Below are 19864 nucleotides of genomic sequence, written 5' to 3'. Positions count from 1 at the left end.
AACCCCTGTGCAGTCGCAGACCCTGCGTGATTTACGGATGTCTGGAAATTCCGACTTTCATAAGGTTCACGTCAGGGTTGCCACGTCATCTCAAAACGTCAGGGGAAAAAATGAGGAATGTAGCCAAGAAGGGGATCCTCACTGCCGTGGCCACCGGCAGTGTGCTGGCCTCGACAGCCGGCTACGCCTACGCGGCCGCCGAGGCGCAGGGAGGTGCCGTGGGTTCGCCGGGCGTGGCCTCGGGCAACTCGGTGCAGGTGCCGATCACGGTGCCGGTCAATGCCTGCGGCAACACGATCGACGTGATCGGCGCCCTGAACCCTGCGTTCGGCAACCGCTGCGCCAACGTGAGCACCGGCGGCCACCATGTGGCCCCGCATTCCGCACCGACCGGCCAGACCGGTCAGCCCGGCCACGGCGGCCAGCCCGGGAGCGGCGTCGGCGGTTCGAACACCGGCGTCGGCCAGAGCCCCGTCGCCTCGGGAGCCTCCGCCGGCGGCACCGCGGTCAACTCGCCCGGGGTGATCTCCGGCAACCAGGTCCAGGCCCCGGTGGACGTCCCGGTCAACGCCTGCGGCAACTCCGTGAACGTGGTCGGCGTCGGCAACCCGGCCTTCGGCAACACCTGCGGCAACGTCGCCGCGCCCTCCCCGAAGCCGACCGAGGACTGCCCCGAGGGGCACACCCCCCTCGTCCCGCCGTCGACCGGCGGCGAGACCACCCCGGGCATCCCGCGCAACGTCGGCCCGTCCACCCCCGCGACGTCCGTCGCGAGCGACACGGGCACCCATGCCGCTCCGGCCGCCGCCCCGGTCGTGCAGAAGGCCGCGGACAGCCAGCTGGCCGAGACCGGCGCCGGCGGTGTCGAGATGCTGGGTGCCGCCGGGCTCGCGCTGCTGCTCGGTGGCGGTGTGCTCTACCGCCGCGCCCGCGCCGGCGCCCGCTGAGCACGGTCCACCGCTGAGTACGGTCCACCGCGGACCGGTGCCCGGCGCCGGAACGAAGCACCCGCGGCCGCCCGGAGAACGGGCGGCCGCGGGTGCGTGAAGGCTGAGGCGGTGTCCGGCGGTTCACGCCCGGCGGGAACCGCCGGACACCGCCCGGCCGCGAATTCCCGGCGGGACGGGAACCCCGCCCGTCACCAGCTCCGGACCTGCCGGATGATCCGCCGCTTCAGCCGGACCGTCCGGCTGCCGTCGGGGAACAACCGCAGCCGGTCGAGCTCCCAGTGCCCGTACTCGGCGTGCTCGGTGAGCAGTTGGCGCGCCGCGTTGCGCGTGGTGCCGCGCGGCATGCGCAGCGACTGGTACTCGTACTCCGGCTGCCGGACCGGCTTCGGTGGGGTCAAAACGCTCCTCCTGAGGATCAACTGCACGCAAGCCTACGGCCTGCTCCGGACACTCGGCCCGGGTATTTCCGGCCGTCCTCCCGGGCCGGGGCGGGGGTTCGACGGCGCGTGGCGCGGGCGTCCCGCTGACAGTGCATCAGCTGTGTTGTTCCTGTGGAGTGGATACCCCGATCCCGGCGCGTGAAGCGGCACCCGGACGGCCCCGTCCGACCCGCCGCACGCCCTCCGCGCCCGTTCCGCGCGGGGACAGATCCACCTGGATCGGACATCAGGGGGGAAGTTGCGGTGAAATCGCGGGTGTAGGTGACAACCGCTGTGCGTACCGGCGCCGAGGGGAGATAGCGTCTGCACCATGTCTGATGCCGCGCAGCCCACCATTGCCGAGGTACGCGCCGCCGCTGAGGCGGTCAAGGCCGCCATCGACCGTCATCTGGAAGCGGTGTCAAGCCCCAACGCAGCCGACGATCCCGCCGTGTCCGCCGCCTACGAGCAGCTCGCGACGGCGGCCATCGCGTACGACCAGCTCCTGTACGAGGCCTACGACGAGGTCACCCCCTTCGAGATCCCCGGGGACGAGGGGCCGGGCGGCTACCACGGCCCGGAACAGCCCGAGGCGATCAGCGTGCTGATCCGCCGCGACTACCACGTGGTCGACCCCAAGCGGCTGCGCGCCCAGGCCGAGCGGCTCGACGAGTCGCTGACCCCGGGCGGGGCCGGCGGGGTGAACGCCGCGATCGGTGTGCTGTTCGGCGAGTACGAGCCGGACGAGATCGCCGCCCGCAGCGAGGAGTTCGGCCTGGAGGAGGCGGACTCCACGCTCTGGGTCGCGGCCGCCGAGCCGACGGAGCCGGGGGAGTGGCTGCCGGAACCCTTCGAGCACGCCGATCCGCAGCTGCTGATCTGCCGGTTCGACGTGAGCGAGGTCTACGACGACGAGGACCCGGACGACTGACGCGATCCAGTGCGCAGGACGGGCGGGCCCGCGGGAAGCGGGCCCGCCCGTCGCGTTGTCGGCGGAGCGGTACGGCGCCCGCCCGCCCCACGGCGGCTCAGTACGCCGAGGCGGCGTTCTCCGCGAGGATCGCCCGCAGCCGGGTGGTACGCGGCTGCGCCGGGCGCTCGGCGACGGCCTGGGCGAGCGCCGGGCCCGCCGCGTGCACCACGGACAGGTGCCGCTCGCCCCGCCCGAAGGCGGTGTAGACCCACTGCCGGGTGAGCACCTGGCCGGCGTCCTCCGGCAGCACGACCACCGCGGCCGGCCAACGGCGGCCGAGCGCCTGGTGGACGGTCAGCGCCCAGCCGTGCCGCAGCCGGCCGGCCTCGGCGGGCGGGACGGTCCGGCGCGAGCCGTCCGCGTACTCCAGGTGCAGGCCGGTGGCGTCGCCGTCCAGCACCCGGGCCGGGCGGGTGATCCCGGGCGCGGGGGACTCCACCACCCGGTCGCCCGGGTCGAAGCCGCCGAAGCGGCCGGGGCCGGGGTTGAGTCGGGCCTTGGCGGCGGCGTTCAGCGCCCGGGTGCCGGCCGGGCCGCCGTGGCCGGGGGTCAGCAGCACGACCTGCTCGGCCGGGATGCCGAGCGCGCGCGGGATGGAGTCGGTGAGCAGCTGGATGGCCCGGTGGACGGCCTCGCCGCCGTCCTTGGCGGTCAGGATGACCACCTCCTTGTCCGGCGCCTCGACCGGCTGCAGCTCGCCGATGCCGACGCCGGAGACCAGCTCGCCGATCGGGCCGAAGTCCGGGGTGCGGGAGGCGACCGCCGGGCAGGCCTTGGCGGCCAGCAGGTCGGCGAAGAACCGGCCGGGGCCGGCCGACCAGAGCTGGCCCGGGTCCCCGCTGAGCACCAGCCGGGTGCCGTCGGCGAGCGACTCCAGCAGGGTGGCGGCCAGTTCGACGTCCAGCAGCGGCGCGTCCAGGACGATCAGGACGTCCACGGCGAGCGTGCCGTCGGGGGAGCGGCCGGGGCCGGCCGCACCGGACAGCAGCTCGGCGAGGGTGACCACGGGGACGGCGGTGTCGGCCCCGGCGAGCGCGGCGAAGGATTCCTTGCCCTGGTCGGTCCAGGTGGCGGCCCAGGCCCGCAGCCCGAGCCGGCCGGCGGCGGCGAGCAGTGCGGCCGGTTCGGCGCGGGAGGCCTCGCCGCCGGTGTGCAGCACCAGGGCGCTGTCGGCGACGGCCCGGATCAGCGCGGTCGCGGAGGAGGACGGCGCGGCCTCGGCGGCGGCAGCCCAGGCGGTGGGGCCGGGCGCGGCGGGGGCCTCGGGGACGGCGGCCTCCGCCTCGGCCTCCGGCGAGCCGCCGTCCTCCGACTCGGCCTCCGTCGGCTCGGCGTCCGCCGCTTCGGCGCCTTCCGCTTCGGCGCCCTCCGACTCGGCGTCCTCCGGCTCGACGTCCTCACCCGGTACGAAGGTGGCCATCAGCTGGAGCAGCCCCTCGGCGAGGCTGTCCTCCGCCATGGCCAGCCGTTCGAGCGCGAGCAGCGTCCGGGTCGGCGGCTCCTCGTCCTCGCCGCCCGCCGCGTGCGCCTCGGCGCCGGACAGCTCCTCCTGGAAGGGCAGCACCCGCCCCTCCGCGACGGCGGCCTGGATCGCGGCGGCCGGGTCCGGCATCCGGAGCCGGTCGAGCCCGGCCGTCACCTCGGGGAGTTCCAGGGCCGAGTGCCCGCGCAGCACCGCCTGCTCCAGCAGCCACAGCACCAGCGCCTGGGCACGGCGCGGGTCGCCCGGCGCGGCCTGGGGGCCGAGCAGCTCGCGGGCGAAGCCGTCGGCGTGCTCGGGGCGGACGCCGGGCAGGCCCAGCACCGCCCACGGGTCCTCGCGCAGCCGCTCGGCGGCGTCGTCGCCGAACTCGGCCACGGCCGCGGCGGCCAGCTCGGCCGGGGCGCCGCCGGAGGTCAGGACCCCGGCGGCCTCCCGGAGGGCGTCGCCGCGCTGCCGGTCCGGTTCCCCGGCGGCCGGGGCCGCCACGGCGGCCGGGTTGTCCCCGCCCGCCGCCCCAGAAGCCCCAGAAGCCCCAGAAGCCTCCGGAGCCTGGGAAGCCTCCGAAGCTCCCGGAGCACCCGAGCCACCCGAAGCCTCCGGAGCCGACGGCTGCGGCGCGATGCTCCGGATCCGCTGAGCCAGCTCCGCTATCGCCGCCGCCTTGTCGGCCGGGGAGGCCGGGGTGGCGGGTGTGGCGGGGGCCGCCGAGGTCTCCTCCGGAGCGCCGTTCCCCGTGTCAGTCATCGTCGTCCGCTCCAAAGGTCCACTCCACTGCACTGCACTTCACTTCACTGCACGTTCTCTTCGACGACCCGGATCCGGGGGCCTACAGCTCGCTCCAGTCCTGGTCCGGGTAGCGGTGCACCGGCGACGAGATGTCGTCCAGCGCGCCGCGGATCTCACCCGGAAGCGTAAGCTCCTCCACCGACAGCGCCGCCTGCAACTGCGCCGCCGTCCGTGCCCCGACCAGCGCACTCGCCACCCCGGGCCGGTCCCGGACCCACGCCAGGGCGACCGCCAGCGGGCTGCTGGCGAGCCCGTCGGCGGCGGTGGCGAGGGCGTCCACGATCCGCCGCGAGCGCTCCCCGAGGTACGGCTGGACGAACCCGGACAGGTACGGCGAGCCGCCGCGCGAGTCCTGCGGGACGCCGTGCCGGTACTTGCCCGTCAGCACCCCGCGCCCGAGCGGCGAGCCGGCGAGGACCCCGACCCCGGTGTCCAGCGCGGCGGGCAGCGCCTCGCGTTCGATGCCGCGCTGGAGCAGCGAGTACTCCAGCTGCGCCCCGGCCAGCGGGACCCGTCCGTGGTGGGCGTGCTGCCAGGTGGCGGCCCTGGCGAGCTGCCAACCGCTGAAGTCGCAGACCCCGACGTAGCGGGCGCGCCCGGAGGCGACGGCGATGTCGAGGGCGCTGAGCGTCTCCTCGACCGGGGTCATCGGGTCGAACGCGTGGACCTGCCACAGGTCGACGTGGTCGGTGCCGAGCCGGTGCAGCGAGGCGTCCAGGGCGGCGAGCAGGTGCCCGCGCGAGCCGTCGAAGCGTCGCGCGGACTCGGGGACGCTGCCCGCCTTGGTGGCGATGACGAGTTCGGAGCGGGGGATCAGGTTCTCGGTGAGGCGGGAGATCAGGTACTCGGCCCCGCCGTCCGCGTACACGTCGGCGGTGTCGACCAGGTTGCCGCCGGCGTCGACGAACTCCTTGAGCTGTTCGGCGGCTTCGTGCTCGTCGGTGTCGCGGCCCCAGTTCATGGTGCCGAGGCCGAGGCGGGAGACCTGTAGGCCGGTACGGCCGAGGTGGCGCTTTTCCATCGGACGGGCCCTCCACTGGCCGGTGGCCCCGGTGGCCCCGGTGGCCCTGTAAACGCGCAGGTGGGGAGAGTGCTCCCCACGTCGGCTGAGCGTAGCGGCCGGTGCGCGGACAGGTGGGTCGACCCGCAGAACGATCAGTACGGGTGGTGTGACCCAGACCACCACTACCCGTCAGTAGCATGACCCGGGAGCGCGCGGCTACGCTCGCCACCAAGCCCGCGCGACTGGCCGCCAGGCCCACCCGACTGGAAGGTTCGGCACATGCGACTCGGCATCAACCTCGGCTACTGGGGACTCGGCATGGACGCCGACAACATCGCGGTGGCGCAGGAGGCGGACCGGCTCGGTTACTCGGTCTGCTGGGCGGCCGAGGCGTACGGCTCGGACGCCGCGACCGTGCTGAGCTTCGTCGCCGCGAAGACCGAGCGGATCGACGTCGGCTCCGCCATCTTCCAGATCCCGGCCCGCACCCCGGCCATGACCGCGATGACCGCCGCGACCCTGGACACCCTCTCCGGCGGCCGCTTCCGCCTCGGCCTCGGCGTCTCCGGCCCGCAGGTGTCCGAGGGCTGGTACGGGGTGAGGTTCGACAAGCCGCTCGCCCGCACCCGCGAGTACGTGGAGATCATCCGCAAGGCGATGTCCCGCGAGCGCCTGGTGCACGAGGGCGAGCACTGGACCCTGCCGCTGCCCGGCGGCCCGGGCAAGCCGATCAAGCTCACCGTGCACCCGGTGCGTGAGCACATCCCGCTGTACATCGCCGCGATCGGCCCGAAGAACCTGGAGCAGACCGGCGAGATCGCCGACGGCTGGCTCGGCATCTTCTTCGCCCCCGAGCACGCCGGGCTCTCCCTCGACCCGCTGAAGGCCGGGCGCGCCAGGGCGGGCAAGTCCCTGGAGGGCTTCGACCTCTGCCCGACCGTCAACATCGCGGTCGGCGAGGACGTCAAGGCCGCGGCCGACGCCCAGCGCTCCTACGCCGCGCTCTACATCGGCGGCATGGGCAGCAAGGAGAAGAACTTCTACAACCAGCTCGCCCGGCGGATGGGCTACGAGCAGGCGGCCGACGAGATCCAGGAGAAGTACCTGGCCAAGGACTACGCGGGCGCCGCCGCCGCCGTCCCGCACGACCTGATCGACGCCACCTCGCTGATCGGCGACACCGCCCGGATCGCCGACCGGATGCAGGCCTACGCCGACGCGGGCATCACCACCCTCACCCTGGCCCCGTCCGGCTTCACCCTGGACGAGCGGGTGCGGGCGCTGCGCACCGGTGTCGAGGCGCTGGAGCGCGCGGGCCTGGCCTGAGCCCGCGGTCGGCGCACGGCGGGTGCTACAGCCAGTCGTGCCGCTTGAACACCCGGTGCAGCACCACGCACACCAGCGCCATCAGGGACAGCACCGCCGGGTACCCCCAGGGCTGGTGCAGTTCGGGCATGTCCTCGAAGTTCATCCCGTAGACGCCCGCGATCATCGTCGGTACGGCGGCCAGCGCCGCCCAGGCGGAGATCTTCCGCATGTCGTTGTTCTGCTGCACGCTGACCTGCGCCAGGTTGGCGCTGAGGATGTCGGACAGCAGCCGGTCCATGCCGTCCACCTGGTCGTTCACCCGGGCCAGGTGGTCGGCGACGTCCCGCAGGTAGGGGGCGGTCTCCGGGCGGACGAAGGGGGCGCCGCGCTCCAGGCGCAGCATCGGCTCCAGCAGGGGGAGGGTGGCCCGGCGGACGGTCATCACCTGGCGCTTGCAGCCGTAGATCCGCCCGGCGTTGTCGCGGCCGACCCGGCCGGGGGCGAAGACGTCCGCCTCCAGTTCGTCCAGGTCGGTCTGGAGCGCGGTGGTCACCTCGACGTAGCCGTCGACCACGGTGTCGCAGACCGAGTGCAGCACCGAGCTGGGCCCGTAGCGCAGCAGTTCGGGTTCCCGCTCCAGCCGGGCCCGCAGGCCGCTGAGCGGGGTGTCCGCGCCGTGGCGGACGGTCATCACGAAGTCCGGGCCGAGGAAGACCATCACCTCGCCGACGGCGACCGCGTGTGCGCCGGAGCGGTAGCCGAGCGTCTTGAGGGTGACGAACAGGGAGCCCTGGTAGGGCTCGACCTTGGGGCGCTGGTGCGCGCTGACCGCGTCCTCGACGGCCAGCGGGTGCAGCGAGAACTCCTTGCCGGCCTGGTCGAGTTCCTCGGCGGTGGGCTCGAAGAGGCCTATCCAGACGAAGCCGCCCGGTCCGGCCGCCCGCGCGGCGGCGAGCGCGCCGGCCAGGTCGTCGGGGGCGTCGAGGCGGTGGCCGTCGTGGTAGGCGGCGCAGTGGACGATCATGCGGGCCATTCTGACCCGGGGACGGGCGCGGGGCACGGAGCCGGCCCCCGGGGCCGGGGCGGGAATGCGGAACCACGGCACCCCCGGGAGGCCGTAGGCTAGGCCCCATGCCCACGCTGCTGCTCGTCCGACACGGCCGCTCGACCGCGAACACCGCCGGAATCCTGGCCGGTTGGACCCCCGGCGTGGACCTGGACGACACCGGGCGCGCGCAGGCCGCCGCGCTGGCCGGCCGGCTGGCCGGGATCCCGCTGGCGCAGGTCGTCAGCAGCCCGCTGGAGCGCTGTCGGCAGACCCTGGAGCCGCTGCTGGCCGCCCGCCCCGAGCTGGCGCAGCCCATCCAGGACGAGCGGCTCGGCGAGTGCCACTACGGCGAGTGGACCGGCCGTCCGCTGGCCGAGCTGGCCAAGGAGCCGCTCTGGCGTACCGTGCAGGACCACGCCGCCGCCGCGGCCTTCCCCGGTGGCGAGTCGCTGCGCGAGCTGAGCCACCGCACGGTGAGCGCGGTCCGCGAGTGGAACGCGAAGGTCGCCGCCGAGCACGGCGAGGACGCGGTCTGGATCGCCTGCTCGCACGGTGACGTGATCAAGGCGGTGGTGGCCGACGCCCTCGGCCTGCACCTGGACCACTTCCAGCGGATCAGTGTCGAGCCCTGCTCGGTCACCGCGATCCGGTACACCCCGCAGCGGCCCTTCGTGCTGAGAATGGGCGACACCGGCGACCTCTCCTCGCTGGCCCCCAGGCCCGGCCCGGCTCCGACGGCCCCGGCCGGCGACGCCGTGGTCGGCGGGACCGCCTGAGCGGCACCGCCCAGACCCCCGGGTGCCACCCCGCCCCCGGCCTCCCGCTCGGCTCCCCGGGCGGGGCCCGGAGGTCGTAGGGTGACTTACGAGTGACGTAAGAGTCCGATGGCTCGCCAGTCCTACGACTCGCGAGTCCCACCACCGCGCGATCCCCCATGGCGGATCCGAGCCGACCGACACGATCCGGAGCGAGAGCGTGCCCCGTCAGGTCTTCTTCTACGACCAGCCCGAACGGTTCGTGGCCGGCACCGTCGGCCAGCCCGGCGCCCGGGCGTTCTACCTGCAGGCCAGCGCCCGGGGCCGGATCACCAGTGTGCTGCTGGAGAAGACCCAGGTCGCCGCGCTCGCCGAGCGGATCGAGGAGGTGCTGGACGAGGCGCTGCGCCGCAGCGGCGGCGACGCCTCGATCCCGGCCACCGCGCCGCGGGACCTGCTCGACACCGCCCCGCTGGACCTGCCGCTGGAGCAGGAGTTCCGGGTCGGCACCATGGCCCTGGCCTGGGACAGCGTGGACGGCTGCCTGGTGGTCGAGGCGCAGGCGATGGTGGAGGAGGAAGAGGAGGGCGAGGCCGAGGAGGCGGTCTTCCGGGACGACGAGAACGGCCCGGACATGCTGCGGGTGCGGCTGTCCGGCGCGATGGCCCGGGTGTTCGCCAAGCGCGCGCTGGACCTGGTCGCGGCCGGCCGCAAGCCCTGTCCGTTCTGCAACCTGCCGCTGGACCCCGAGGGTCACCTGTGCCCCCGCGCGAACGGGTACCGGCGCTGAACACCGAGACCCCGCCGCAGGCCGACCCGGCCGCGGCCGCCGCCCTCGCCGCCGACGTGCCCACCGCCCTCGCGCTGCTGCGCCAGGGCGAGCTGACCGTGCACGGGCGGCTCACCGACGCCTCCAACGCCGCGCTGTACTGCACGGTCGAGCACGGTTCGCTGAGCGCGCAGGCCGTCTACAAGCCGGTGGCCGGCGAGCGCCCGCTGTGGGACTTCCCGGACGGCACGCTGGCCGGCCGCGAGGTGGCCGCGTACGAGCTGTCCGCCGCGACCGGCTGGGCGCTGATACCGCCCACCGTGCTGCGCGAGGGCCCGCACGGCCCCGGCATGGTGCAACTGTGGGTCGAGCCGGACCCGCAGGCCGAGCCGCTGCTGGCGCTGCAGGACCCGGAGGGGCCCGAGCAGGGCTGGCTGCCGATCGTCCGGGCCGAGGTCGGCGAGGGCCGCACCGCGCTGCTGGTGCACCACGACGACCGTCGGCTGCGCCGGCTCGCGGTGCTGGACGCGGTGCTCAACAACGCCGACCGCAAGGGCGGCCACCTGATCCCCGCCGCCGACGGCCGGGTGTACGGCATCGACCACGGCGTCACCTTCAACACCGAGGACAAACTGCGCACCCTGCTCTGGGGCTGGGCGGGCGACCCGTTGCCCGACGAGGCGCTGGAGGTGCTCTCCCGGCTGGCCGAGCAGTTGGACGGCGCGCTGGCCGAGCGCCTGGCCCCGCACCTGACCGCCGCCGAACTGGACGCCACCCGCGCCCGGGTGGCCGCGCTGCAGGGTTCGGGCCGGCACCCGCTGCCCTCCCGGGACTGGCCCGCGATCCCCTGGCCGCCGATGTAGCACCGGTGGTCTGGACCTATTCCGGGAATAGGTCGCACACTGCTCCGATGGATGCGCGACGGACCACCCCCACCCCCCGAACCACGCCGGACCTGCCGTTGCACCGGCTGCAGGTCCCGCTGCCCCACCTGCTCCCCTTCGCCATCGGCAGTTTCGACGCGATCGGCCCGCTCTCCCGGGCCAACTTCCCCCACCGCCACTCGTTCTACGAGATCGTCCACGTCACCGGCGGCCGGGGCGCCCACGCCCTGGACCTGGTGCACCGGTCGCTGGCCCCACCGCAGTTGTGCGTGATCACGCCCGGCCAGGTGCACCACTGGGCGGACGCCGAGGAGCTCACGGGCAGGGTCGTCCTGTTCAACGAGGACTTCCTGCTCGGCCACCCGCAGGACCTCGCCGCGCTGCGCGCCCTGGCCTCCAAGCCCGCCCTGACGCTCGGTGAACAGGCCGGTGCCATCGGCGCGTTGCTCGCCGACATGGAGCACGAGTACCGGACCAGGGCGCCCGGCTACCAGGGCGTGCTGCGGGCCAGCCTGCACATCCTGATCGTCCGGGCGCTGCGCGCCTGCGTCCCGGACGAGCGGCCCGCGGTGCCCAGCCGTCCGGCCGAACTGGCCGCCGCCTTCACCCGGTTGATCGCCAGGCCGGGCGGGGTGCGGCACTCGGTGGCCTCCACCGCCCAGGAACTCGGCGTCTCCCCGGGGCACTTGCAGACCCTGGTCAAGCAGGCCACCGGCCGCACCCCGGGCGGGCTGATCCGCCGGCAGCAGACCCTGGAGGCCAAGCGGCTGCTCGCCTGCACGGACCTGACGATTCGTCAGGTCGCCAAGGAGGCGGGCTTCGCGGACCCGGCGTACTTCTGCCGGTTCTTCCGGCGGGAGACCGGGATGACGCCGGGGGAGTTCCGCTCCCGGGTCGACGGAAATCACCATGATCCCCGGATCATGTCCATCGCGGTCGCACCGGACGGCCCGTAACTTCAGTGTTGGCCACCGGCGGCCGGTCCGGCGCGCGGACGGCGGCCGGTTCGGCCCTTGTCATGCCCCCACCATGGCAAGGGCCGCCCCCACCCCCACCTCCCATGGGAAGGAGACGGCGCATGCCCCCGTCCGACGGCATGATCAGCCGCAAGACCGTCCTGAAGGCCGCCGCCGCACTCGGGGTCGCGCCGCTGCTGATCGGCGGCGGAGTCGCCCTGGCCCGGGAACAGGCCGGCAGCGGCCAGGCCCCCGGCCTCACCCCCGACTGCCACGACGGCGACGACCCCACCATCGAGCAGATCGAGGGGCCGTACTTCAAGCCCAACTCCCCGCTGCGCAGCTCGATGGTCAACGACGGCCCGGGCACCCGGCTGACCGTCAGCGGCTACGTCTTCGGCCGCGCCTGCCTGCCGATCTCCGGCGTCCTGCTGGACTTCTGGCAGGCCGACGACGGCGGCAACTACGACAACGTCGGCTTCACCTTCCGCGGGCACCAGTTCACCGACGCCAACGGCGCGTACAAGCTGGACACCATCGTCCCCGGCCTCTACCCGGGCCGCACCCGGCACCTGCACGTCAAGGTGCAGGCCCCCGGCCGTTCGATCCTGACCACCCAGCTCTACTTCCCGGGTGAGCCGCGCAACAACACGGACACCATCTACGACCCCCGGCTGCTGATGAACGTCCGGCAGAACGGCCAGGTCCGGGAGGCCAGCTTCGACTTCGTGCTGGACGTGCCGCAGACCCCGGGCACGCCCTCGCCGACCCCGACCCCGACCGCCACCCCGACCGGCGGGCCCACCACGCCGCCGAGCGGCACCTGGGCACCGGGCAAGGCCTACAACGCGGGCGACCGCGTCACCTACTCCGGCGTCTCCTACGTCTGCCTCCAGGCACACACCTCCATGGTGGGCTGGGAGCCGCCGAACGTGCCGGCCCTCTGGCAGCGGTCGTAGCGGCTCCGGCCGCGTCCCCCGGGGAGCCGGGCGCCCGGTCGGCGGCAGGGCCGACCGGGCGCTCACCCGTGTCCGGGGCCGGGGGCTCAGGCGTGACCACGGCGGGGCGCTAGCAGTCCGGAAGCGCGCGGGCAACGGCGGGATCCAGTCGATCTTCCGTACTGGTTAGGCTTTCAAATGTTCTCAAGGTTAAAGTCGTTCCCATGCATGCCTGGCCCGCCTCCGAGGTTCCCGCCCTGCCTGGTCAGGGGCTCCCCCTCCGTATCTTCGACACCGCAGCGGGCAAGGTCCGCGAGGTCGTGCCGCAGGACGGCACCGCCCGGATCTACGTCTGCGGCATCACCCCCTACGACGCGACCCACATGGGCCACGCCGCCACCTACAACGCCTTCGACCTGGTGCAGCGGGTGTGGAAGGACGCCGGCCACGACGTCCTGTACATCCAGAACGTCACCGACGTCGACGACCCGCTGCTGGAGCGCGCGGTCGCCACCGGTCAGGACTGGGTGGCCCTGGCCGAGCGCGAGACGGCCCTGTTCCGCGAGGACATGACCGCCCTGCGGCTGCTCCCGCCGGCCCACTACATCGGCGCGGTCGAGTCCATCCCGTGGATCGTCCCGCTGGTGCAGAAGCTGCTCGCCTCCGGCGCCGCCTACTACGTGGACGGGGACATCTACTTCTCGGTCGACGCGGACCCGCGCTTCGGCGAGGTCTCCGGGCTGACCCGCGAGGCCATGCGCCCGGTCTTCGCCGAGCGCGGCGGCGACCCGGACCGCCCGGGCAAGCGCAACCCGCTGGACGCCCTGCTCTGGCTGGCCGCCCGCCCGGGCGAGCCCGCCTGGGACACCGAGCTCGGCCACGGCCGCCCCGGCTGGCACATCGAGTGCGTGGCCATCGCGCTGCAGTACCTGGGCATGTCCTTCGACATCCAGGGCGGCGGCAGCGACCTGTCCTTCCCGCACCACGAGATGGGCGCCTCGCACGCCCAGGTCGCCACCGGCGCCCACCCGTACGCCAGGGCGTACGTGCACGCGGGCATGGTCGGCCTGGACGGCCACAAGATGTCCAAGTCCCGCGGCAACCTGGTGTTCGTCTCGGCGCTGCGCCGCGAGGGCGTCGAGCCGGCGGCGATCCGCCTGGCACTGCTCTCGCACCACTACCGCGAGGACTGGGAGTGGACCAAGGCCACCCTGGACGAGGCCGTCGAGCGCCTCGCCCGCTGGCGGGCCGCGGTCTCCCGGCCGGACGGTCCGTCGGCCGAGCGGCTGCTCGCCGAGGTCCGTGCGGCGCTCGCGGAGGACCTGGACGCGCCCGCCGCGCTGGTCGCCGTGGACCGCTGGGCGGCGCAGCAGGAGAGCGAGGGCGGCACCGACACCGGCGCGCCCGGCCTGGTCTCCCGCACCGTGGACGCCCTGCTCGGCGTCGCGCTGTAGCGGCGGCCGTAGCAGCCGGAAAGGGGCGTCAGGACCAGGTGTCCTGACGCCCCTTCGGCGTTGTTCCCGGCGTTCCCGGCGTTCGCGGCCGGAACTACTCCTCCTCGGAGCCCTCCGGGCTCTCCCGGGTGGTGCCCGGCGACTCCGGCTCGGCCGGCCGCTCGGCCGTCGCGTGCCCGGCCACCGGCTTCTCGCCGGTCGGCCCGACGTTCTCCCGGCGGCGCAGGTAGCGCTCGAACTCGCGCGCGATGGCGTCCCCGGAGGCCTCCGGCAGCTCCGCGGTGTCCTGTGCCTCCTCCAGCTGCTGGACGTACTCGGCGACCTCGCTGTCCTCGGCGGCCAGCTGGTCCACGCCGAGCTGCCAGGCCCGGGCGTCCTCGCCGAGCTCGCCCGGCGGGATGCGCAGGTCCAGCAGGTCCTCCAGCTTGTTGATCAGCGCCAGCGTCGCCTTGGGGTTGGGCGGCTGGGCGACGTAGTGCGGCACCGCGGCCCACAGCGTCACGGCCGGCACCCCGGCGTGCGTGCAGGCCTCCTGGAGTACCCCGACGATCCCGGTCGGGCCCTCGTAGCGGCTCTCCTCCAGGTCCAGCCGGCGGGCCAGCTCCGGGTCGGAGGTGACCCCGCTGACCGGCACCGGGCGGCTGTGCGGGGTGTCGCCGAGCAGCGCGCCCAGGATCACCACCAGCTCGATGCCCAACTCGTGCGCGATGCCGAGCAGCTCGTTGCAGAACGAGCGCCAGCGCATGCTCGGCTCGATGCCGCGGACCAGCACCACGTCCCTGGTCACCGGTTCGGTCACCCGGATCACCGAGAGCCTGGTGGTCGGCCAGGTGATCCGTCGGATGCCGCCGTCCAGCCAGATCGTCGGCCGGTTGACCTGGAAGTCGTAGTACTCCTCCGCGTCGAGGGCGGCGAACACCTTGCCACCCCAGGTCTCGTCCAGATGCGCCAGGGCCGCGGAGGCGGCGTCGCCCGCGTCGTTCCACCCCTCGAAGGCGCAGACCATCACCGGGTCGATCAACTCGGGAACATCTTCCAGCTCGATCACCCAGCGTCTCCCTCCGGTCGGCGGTCGGACCGGCACCGCCCCGGCTGGCCTGCCGGGGCACCGACGGGTCGGCTGCCGCCTGTCGAACCTCTCGTCTCCCGTGGAACGCCTCGCTCCACGGTCCCTACCTGCCCAGCCTACGGGCTTTGATGCGCACGGCGGCCGGGCACCGGGACAGTCTGGGGGAGCGGGCCGCCGGGATCCAGCGGATATCCGGGCACCCTTGGATGACGAACCGTCAGGATCTGGTGCGGGAGCGGCCGGTGCCGGATTGGCAACACAGGGCGACGGACTGTTCGCCGAGCGTGGCGGGCCCGGATTCGCGGGGTGCGCTCAGACCTCCACCCAGCCGCGCCGGTACGCCGCCCAGTTCTCCGGCGTCGCGGCGAAGTCCACGTACAGCGCGACGCCGAAGTTCGCCCGCCGCAGGTCCTGGCGGCCCAGGCCCAGCCGGACGCCCCGGACGGCGGCCGGGACGGTCTCGGCGGCGCCCCAGTGGCCCCACTTGTCGTCCCAGAAGAACGGTAGGCCGATCAGCAGGTCGACCTCGGGCGGGGTGGCCCGCAGCGCGAGCTCGGTCTGCTGCGCGACGTAGCCGCCGTACAGCGGCTCGGTCGGCATCGAGGTGTCGTAGGTCATCACCGCGATCTGGTCGACCCGGCGGGCGGTCTCGCGGAAGTACGCCTGGTCCCACCACTTGCCGTGGTCGGTGAGCAGGATGCCGGCGGTGTGCAGGCCGGGCACCGGGTCGATCTGCGGGGCCGCCACCGAGAGCTTGGCGCCGCGGGCCGCCGTGACCGGGCGGACCTGGTCGAGCAGGGCGAGCCAGCCGGCCGAGCCGGGGCGGATCGGCTCCATGTCGAGGTGCACGCCGTCGAAGCCCTGGTCCAGCACCTGGCGGGCGGAGGCGGCGATCCGGTCGCGGGTGGGCGCGTCGTCCAGGTCCAGGGCGTCCTTCTCCGGCTTGACCTCGTCGCCCAGCCAGCCCTGGAGCCGTACGCCCGGCAGCGTCCGGTGCGCGGCCTCGGTGAACCAGCGGGCCCTCGGGTGGACGGTCGGCGGCAGGGAGCCGTCGTGCTCCAGCGGGCCGGTGTGCACGTACAGGTCGCGCACGCCGGTCCCGGCCAGCTGCCGGGCCAGCGCCTCGACGTCGGCCTCGGTCCTGCGCCCGTCCACCCAGGCGTGCCCGAGCCAGACGGCGTCCCGGCCCCGGGTGCGGGCCTCGGCGGCGGGCTCACCCGAGTAGTGCAGCCGGATCGAGACGAACAGCGAGCCCAGCGCGGCGACCGGCACGGCCGCCACCAGTGCCAGGACCAGCAGCGCCCGGCGCCACCGGGACCAGCCTCGCCAGCGGTCGCGCAGCGCCCGGAGCGGGGCCCCGAGGGCCCGGCCGGTGCGCCGCGTCACGGTCCGGAACCGGGCCACGCGGATGCTCCCCCCATGCGGTCGAGCGCTCAGGATACGGAATGCCCCGGCGAGCACTGTCGCGGGCCGGATACCCTGGCCACGTGCGTGCCCGAGCAAGCGGGCCGCAAAGCCGACAGCCGTCGCACCAGGGAGAAGCCCCATGGCCACTGCAGCCAACCCGTCCATCACTCAGCAGAGCCGCGCGAACGCGCTGCGTGAGGCACTCGCCACCCGGGTGGTGGTGGCCGACGGTGCGATGGGCACCATGCTCCAGGCCCAGGATCCGACGCTGGAGGACTTCCAGAACCTGGAGGGCTGCAACGAGGTCCTCAACGTCACCCGGCCCGACATCGTGCGTTCCGTCCACGAGGCCTACTTCGGCGTCGGCGTGGACTGCGTCGAGACCAACACCTTCGGCGCCAACTTCTCGGCGCTGGGTGAGTACGAGATCGCCGACCGCATCTTCGAGCTGGCCGAGGCCGGTGCCCGGATCGCCCGCGAGGTGGCCGACGAGCACGCCGCCGACGGCCGCACCCGCTGGGTGCTCGGCTCGATCGGCCCCGGCACCAAGCTGCCGACCCTCGGCCACGCCCCGTACGAGACGCTGCGCGACGGCTTCCAGCAGAACGCGGCCGGCCTGATCGCCGGCGGCGTCGACGCCCTGCTGGTCGAGACCAGCCAGGACCTGCTCCAGACCAAGGCCGCGATCCTCGGCTCCAAGCGCGCCCTGGCCGAGGCCGGGCTGGACCTGCCGGTGCTGGTGCAGGTGACCGTGGAGACCACCGGCACCATGCTGCTCGGCTCCGAGATCGGCGCCGCGCTCACCGCCCTGGAGCCGCTCGGCGTCGACTACATCGGCCTCAACTGCGCCACCGGCCCGGCCGAGATGAGCGAGCACCTGCGCTACCTGGCCAAGAACGCCCGGATCGGCCTGTCCTGCATGCCGAACGCGGGCCTGCCGGTGCTCGGCAAGGACGGTGCCCACTACCCGCTCTCCCCGGCCGAGCTGGCCGACGCGCACGACGTGTTCACCCGCGAGTACGGCCTCTCGCTGGTCGGCGGCTGCTGCGGCACCACCCCCGAGCACCTGCGCCAGGTGGTCGAGCGGGTCCAGGGCCGTCCGGTGGCCGCCCGCGAGCCGCAGCCGGAGCCCTCGGCCGCCTCGCTGTACCAGGCGGTGCCGTTCCGCCAGGACACCTCGTACCTGGCGATCGGCGAGCGCACCAACGCCAACGGCTCGAAGAAGTTCCGCGAGTCGATGCTGGCCGGCGACTGGCAGGCCTGCGTGGAGATCGCCCGCGACCAGATCCGGGACGGCTCCCACCTGCTGGACCTGTGCGTCGACTACGTCGGCCGCGACGGCGTCGCCGACATGAAGGAGATCGCCGGCCGACTGGCCACCGCCTCCACCCTGCCGATCGTGCTGGACTCCACCGAGCCGGACGTGCTGCGGGCCGGCCTGGAGGCGCTCGGCGGCCGCGCGGTGCTCAACTCGGTCAACTACGAGGACGGCAACGCCCCCGACTCGCGCTTCGGGAGGATCGCCTCGCTGGCCCGCGAGCACGGCGCCGGCCTGATCGCGCTGACCATCGACGAGGAGGGCCAGGCCCGTACCGCCGAGCACAAGGTCGAGATCGCCGAGCGGCTGATCGCCGAGCTGACCGGCGAGTACGGCATCGACGAGGGCTCGATCCTGGTCGACTGCCTCACCTTCACCCTGGCCACCGGCCAGGAGGAGTCCCGCCGGGACGGCATCGAGACCATCGGGGCGATCCGCGAGCTCAAGCGCCGCCACCCGAAGGTGCAGACCACCCTCGGCCTGTCCAACATCTCCTTCGGCCTCAACCCGGCCGCCCGGGTGGTGCTCAACTCGGTCTTCCTGCACGAGTGCGTGGAGGCGGGCCTGGACTCGGCGATCGTGCACGCCTCCAAGATCCTGCCGGTCTCCCGCATCCCCGAGGAGCAGCGCGAGGTCGCCCTCGACCTGGTGTACGACCGCCGCCGGGACGGCTACGACCCGCTCCAGCGCCTGCTGGAGCTGTTCGCCAACGTCTCCACCGCCTCGGTCAAGGCCTCCAAGGCGCAGGAGCTGGCCGCGCTCCCGCTGGAGGAGCGGCTGCAGCGCCGGATCATCGACGGCGAGCGCAACGGCCTGGAGGCCGATCTGGACGAGGCGCTGACCGGGCGCCCGGCGCTGGAGATCATCAACGAGACCCTGCTGGCCGGCATGAAGGTGGTCGGCGAGCTCTTCGGCTCCGGCCAGATGCAGCTGCCGTTCGTGCTCCAGTCCGCCGAGGTGATGAAGACCGCGGTGGCCCATCTGGAGCCGCACATGGAGAAGTCCGACAGCGAGGGCAAGGGCACGATCGTGCTGGCCACCGTCAAGGGCGACGTCCACGACATCGGCAAGAACCTGGTGGACATCATCCTGTCCAACAACGGCTACAACGTGGTCAACCTGGGCATCAAGCAGCCGGTCTCGGCGATCCTGGACGCCGCGCACGAGCACAACGCGGACGTGATCGGGATGTCCGGCCTGCTGGTGAAGTCGACCGTGATCATGAAGGAGAACCTGGAGGAGCTCAACCAGCGCAAGCTGGCCGCGAGCTACCCGGTGATCCTCGGCGGCGCCGCCCTCACCCGCGCCTACGTCGAGCAGGACCTGCACGAGATCTACGAGGGCGAGGTCCGCTACGCCCGGGACGCCTTCGAGGGCCTGCGGCTGATGGACGCGCTGGTCGCGGTCAAGCGCGGCGTGCCCGGCGCGACCCTGCCGGAGCTCAAGCAGCGCCGGCACGCCCGGGTCGAGGTGGAGGAGTCGGAGCCCGAGGTCAACCTCGGGCAGATCCGCTCCGACGTCGTGGTGGACAACGCCGTTCCCACCCCGCCGTTCTGGGGCGACCGGATCGTCAAGGGCATCCCGTTCGCCGACTACGCCTCCTGGCTGGACGAGGACGCGCTGTTCAAGGGCCAGTGGGGCCTCAAGGCCTCCCGCGCCGGCGACGGCCCGTCGTACGAGGAGCTGGTGGAGACCGAGGGCCGGCCGCGGCTGCGCGCCTGGCTGGACCGGCTCCAGACCGAGGGCTGGCTGGAGGCGGCCGTGGTCTACGGCTACTACCCGGCGAACTCCAAGGGCGACGACCTGATCGTCTTCCACGAGGACGGCACCGAGCGGACCCGCTTCACCTTCCCCCGCCAGCGGCGCGGCCGCCGGCTCTGCCTGGCGGACTTCTTCCGCCCGGAGGAGTCCGGCCAGCGGGACGTGGTCGGCCTCCAGGTGGTCACCATGGGCAACCGGATCTCGGAGGCGGCCAACGAGCTGTTCGCCGGGAACTCCTACCGCGACTACCTGGAGCTGCACGGCCTGTCGGTGCAGCTGGCCGAGGCGCTGGCCGAGTTCTGGCACGCCCGGGTCCGTTACGAGCTGGGCTTCTCCGGTGAGGACCCGCAGGACGTCAAGGACATGTTCGCGCTGAAGTACCGGGGCGCCCGCTTCTCGCTCGGCTACGGGGCCTGCCCCGAGCTGGAGGACCGCGCCAAGATCGCCGAGCTGCTGAAGCCCGAGCGGATCGGCGTGGTGCTCTCCGAGGAGTTCCAGCTGCACCCGGAGCAGTCCACCGACGCGATCGTGATCCACCACCCCGAGGCGAAGTACTTCAACGCCCGGTAATCCGAACGTCCCG

The 19864-nt window shown here is 73.5% G+C and carries 16 protein-coding genes; 10 read left to right on the top strand and 6 right to left on the bottom strand.

The window, feature by feature from the left end:
- Window positions 1-146 precede the first annotated feature (146 nt).
- The gene (locus RZ50_RS29945) at window positions 147-947 is read left to right on the top strand and encodes a chaplin (protein ID WP_308272121.1); all 801 of its coding nucleotides are present in this window, start codon (window positions 147-149) and stop codon (window positions 945-947) included.
- 191 nt (window positions 948-1138) lie between these two features.
- On the opposite strand, the gene RZ50_RS23475 is transcribed toward RZ50_RS29945, so the two are convergent.
- On the bottom strand, window positions 1139-1348 hold the full coding sequence (locus RZ50_RS23475) for a DUF5703 family protein (RefSeq protein ID WP_033350848.1): 210 nt from the start codon (window positions 1346-1348) through the stop codon (window positions 1139-1141).
- A 352-nt stretch (window positions 1349-1700) separates the two neighbouring features.
- Here RZ50_RS23475 and RZ50_RS23470 point away from each other — a divergent pair, with 352 nt between their 5' ends.
- Window positions 1701-2300 carry a hypothetical protein gene (locus tag RZ50_RS23470; protein WP_196948001.1) on the top strand — a complete coding sequence of 200 codons (600 nt, stop codon included), beginning with the start codon at window positions 1701-1703 and terminating at the stop codon, window positions 2298-2300.
- Between the two features lie 97 nt (window positions 2301-2397).
- Here the strand turns inward: RZ50_RS23470 and RZ50_RS23465 are convergent, their stop codons facing one another.
- Complete coding sequence (locus RZ50_RS23465; protein ID WP_217680804.1) at window positions 2398-4569, bottom strand: helix-hairpin-helix domain-containing protein; 2172 nt, start codon at window positions 4567-4569, stop codon at window positions 2398-2400.
- Between the two features lie 82 nt (window positions 4570-4651).
- Entirely contained in the window at window positions 4652-5632 is a 981-nt protein-coding gene (locus RZ50_RS23460) for an aldo/keto reductase (RefSeq protein WP_196946756.1), read from the bottom strand.
- Window positions 5633-5893: 261 nt separating this feature from the next.
- Here RZ50_RS23460 and RZ50_RS23455 point away from each other — a divergent pair, with 261 nt between their 5' ends.
- Window positions 5894-6940, top strand: a complete 1047-nt coding sequence (locus RZ50_RS23455) for an LLM class F420-dependent oxidoreductase (protein WP_196946757.1) — start codon at window positions 5894-5896, stop codon at window positions 6938-6940.
- Window positions 6941-6965: 25 nt separating this feature from the next.
- Here the strand turns inward: RZ50_RS23455 and RZ50_RS23450 are convergent, their stop codons facing one another.
- Entirely contained in the window at window positions 6966-7946 is a 981-nt protein-coding gene (locus RZ50_RS23450) for a magnesium and cobalt transport protein CorA (RefSeq protein ID WP_308272116.1), read from the bottom strand.
- Window positions 7947-8053: 107 nt separating this feature from the next.
- Here RZ50_RS23450 and RZ50_RS23445 point away from each other — a divergent pair, with 107 nt between their 5' ends.
- From RZ50_RS23445 to mshC, 6 genes are all read left to right on the top strand, one after another.
- Window positions 8054-8746 (top strand): histidine phosphatase family protein, encoded by a 693-nt coding sequence (locus RZ50_RS23445; RefSeq protein ID WP_196946759.1) that lies wholly within the window; start codon window positions 8054-8056, stop codon window positions 8744-8746.
- Window positions 8747-8945: 199 nt separating this feature from the next.
- Entirely contained in the window at window positions 8946-9515 is a 570-nt protein-coding gene (locus RZ50_RS23440; RefSeq protein WP_196946760.1) for a DUF3090 domain-containing protein, read from the top strand.
- A complete protein-coding gene (locus RZ50_RS23435) occupies window positions 9485-10357 on the top strand; it encodes an SCO1664 family protein (protein ID WP_374199975.1) in 873 nt (290 codons plus the stop codon). The genes RZ50_RS23440 and RZ50_RS23435 overlap by 31 nt, the downstream gene beginning before the upstream one ends.
- Before the next feature lie 47 nt (window positions 10358-10404).
- On the top strand, window positions 10405-11334 hold the full coding sequence (locus RZ50_RS23430) for an AraC family transcriptional regulator (RefSeq protein ID WP_196946761.1): 930 nt from the start codon (window positions 10405-10407) through the stop codon (window positions 11332-11334).
- Window positions 11335-11456: 122 nt separating this feature from the next.
- Complete coding sequence (locus RZ50_RS23425; protein ID WP_254803028.1) at window positions 11457-12293, top strand: carbohydrate-binding protein; 837 nt, start codon at window positions 11457-11459, stop codon at window positions 12291-12293.
- A gap of 203 nt (window positions 12294-12496) precedes the next feature.
- The gene (mshC, locus tag RZ50_RS23420) at window positions 12497-13726 is read left to right on the top strand and encodes a cysteine--1-D-myo-inosityl 2-amino-2-deoxy-alpha-D-glucopyranoside ligase (RefSeq protein ID WP_196946763.1); all 1230 of its coding nucleotides are present in this window, start codon (window positions 12497-12499) and stop codon (window positions 13724-13726) included.
- Window positions 13727-13820: 94 nt separating this feature from the next.
- Here the strand turns inward: mshC and RZ50_RS23415 are convergent, their stop codons facing one another.
- Together RZ50_RS23415 and RZ50_RS23410 are read right to left on the bottom strand one after the other, a co-directional pair.
- Window positions 13821-14774 (bottom strand): PAC2 family protein, encoded by a 954-nt coding sequence (locus RZ50_RS23415; RefSeq protein ID WP_196946764.1) that lies wholly within the window; start codon window positions 14772-14774, stop codon window positions 13821-13823.
- A gap of 333 nt (window positions 14775-15107) precedes the next feature.
- On the bottom strand, window positions 15108-16199 hold the full coding sequence (locus tag RZ50_RS23410) for a hypothetical protein (protein WP_308272113.1): 1092 nt from the start codon (window positions 16197-16199) through the stop codon (window positions 15108-15110).
- Window positions 16200-16341: 142 nt separating this feature from the next.
- Here RZ50_RS23410 and metH point away from each other — a divergent pair, with 142 nt between their 5' ends.
- Window positions 16342-19851: a methionine synthase gene (gene metH / locus RZ50_RS23405; RefSeq protein ID WP_196946765.1), complete on the top strand. Its 3510-nt coding sequence runs from the start codon at window positions 16342-16344 to the stop codon at window positions 19849-19851.
- The last annotated feature ends 13 nt before the right edge of the window (window positions 19852-19864 follow it).

It is taken from the genome of Kitasatospora sp. SUK 42, from assembly GCF_015776785.2.
Lineage (GTDB): Bacteria > Actinomycetota > Actinomycetes > Streptomycetales > Streptomycetaceae > Kitasatospora.
This window is presented reverse-complemented; position numbering and strand designations above follow the sequence as displayed.

Bases quoted from the DNA above. Each gene is read 5' to 3' on its own strand.
- RZ50_RS23470 (WP_196948001.1), top strand. From the start codon at position 1,701: ATGTCTGATGCCGCGCAGCCCACCATTGCCGAGGTACGCGCCGCCGCT.
- RZ50_RS23430 (WP_196946761.1), top strand. From the start codon at position 10,405: ATGGATGCGCGACGGACCACCCCCACCCCCCGAACCACGCCGGACCTG.
- RZ50_RS23465 (WP_217680804.1), bottom strand. From the start codon at position 4,569: ATGACTGACACGGGGAACGGCGCTCCGGAGGAGACCTCGGCGGCCCCC.
- RZ50_RS23445 (WP_196946759.1), top strand. From the start codon at position 8,054: ATGCCCACGCTGCTGCTCGTCCGACACGGCCGCTCGACCGCGAACACC.
- metH (WP_196946765.1), top strand. From the start codon at position 16,342: ATGGCCACTGCAGCCAACCCGTCCATCACTCAGCAGAGCCGCGCGAAC.
- RZ50_RS23450 (WP_308272116.1), bottom strand. From the start codon at position 7,946: ATGATCGTCCACTGCGCCGCCTACCACGACGGCCACCGCCTCGACGCC.
- RZ50_RS23460 (WP_196946756.1), bottom strand. From the start codon at position 5,632: ATGGAAAAGCGCCACCTCGGCCGTACCGGCCTACAGGTCTCCCGCCTC.
- RZ50_RS23425 (WP_254803028.1), top strand. From the start codon at position 11,457: ATGCCCCCGTCCGACGGCATGATCAGCCGCAAGACCGTCCTGAAGGCC.
- mshC (WP_196946763.1), top strand. From the start codon at position 12,497: ATGCATGCCTGGCCCGCCTCCGAGGTTCCCGCCCTGCCTGGTCAGGGG.
- RZ50_RS23455 (WP_196946757.1), top strand. From the start codon at position 5,894: ATGCGACTCGGCATCAACCTCGGCTACTGGGGACTCGGCATGGACGCC.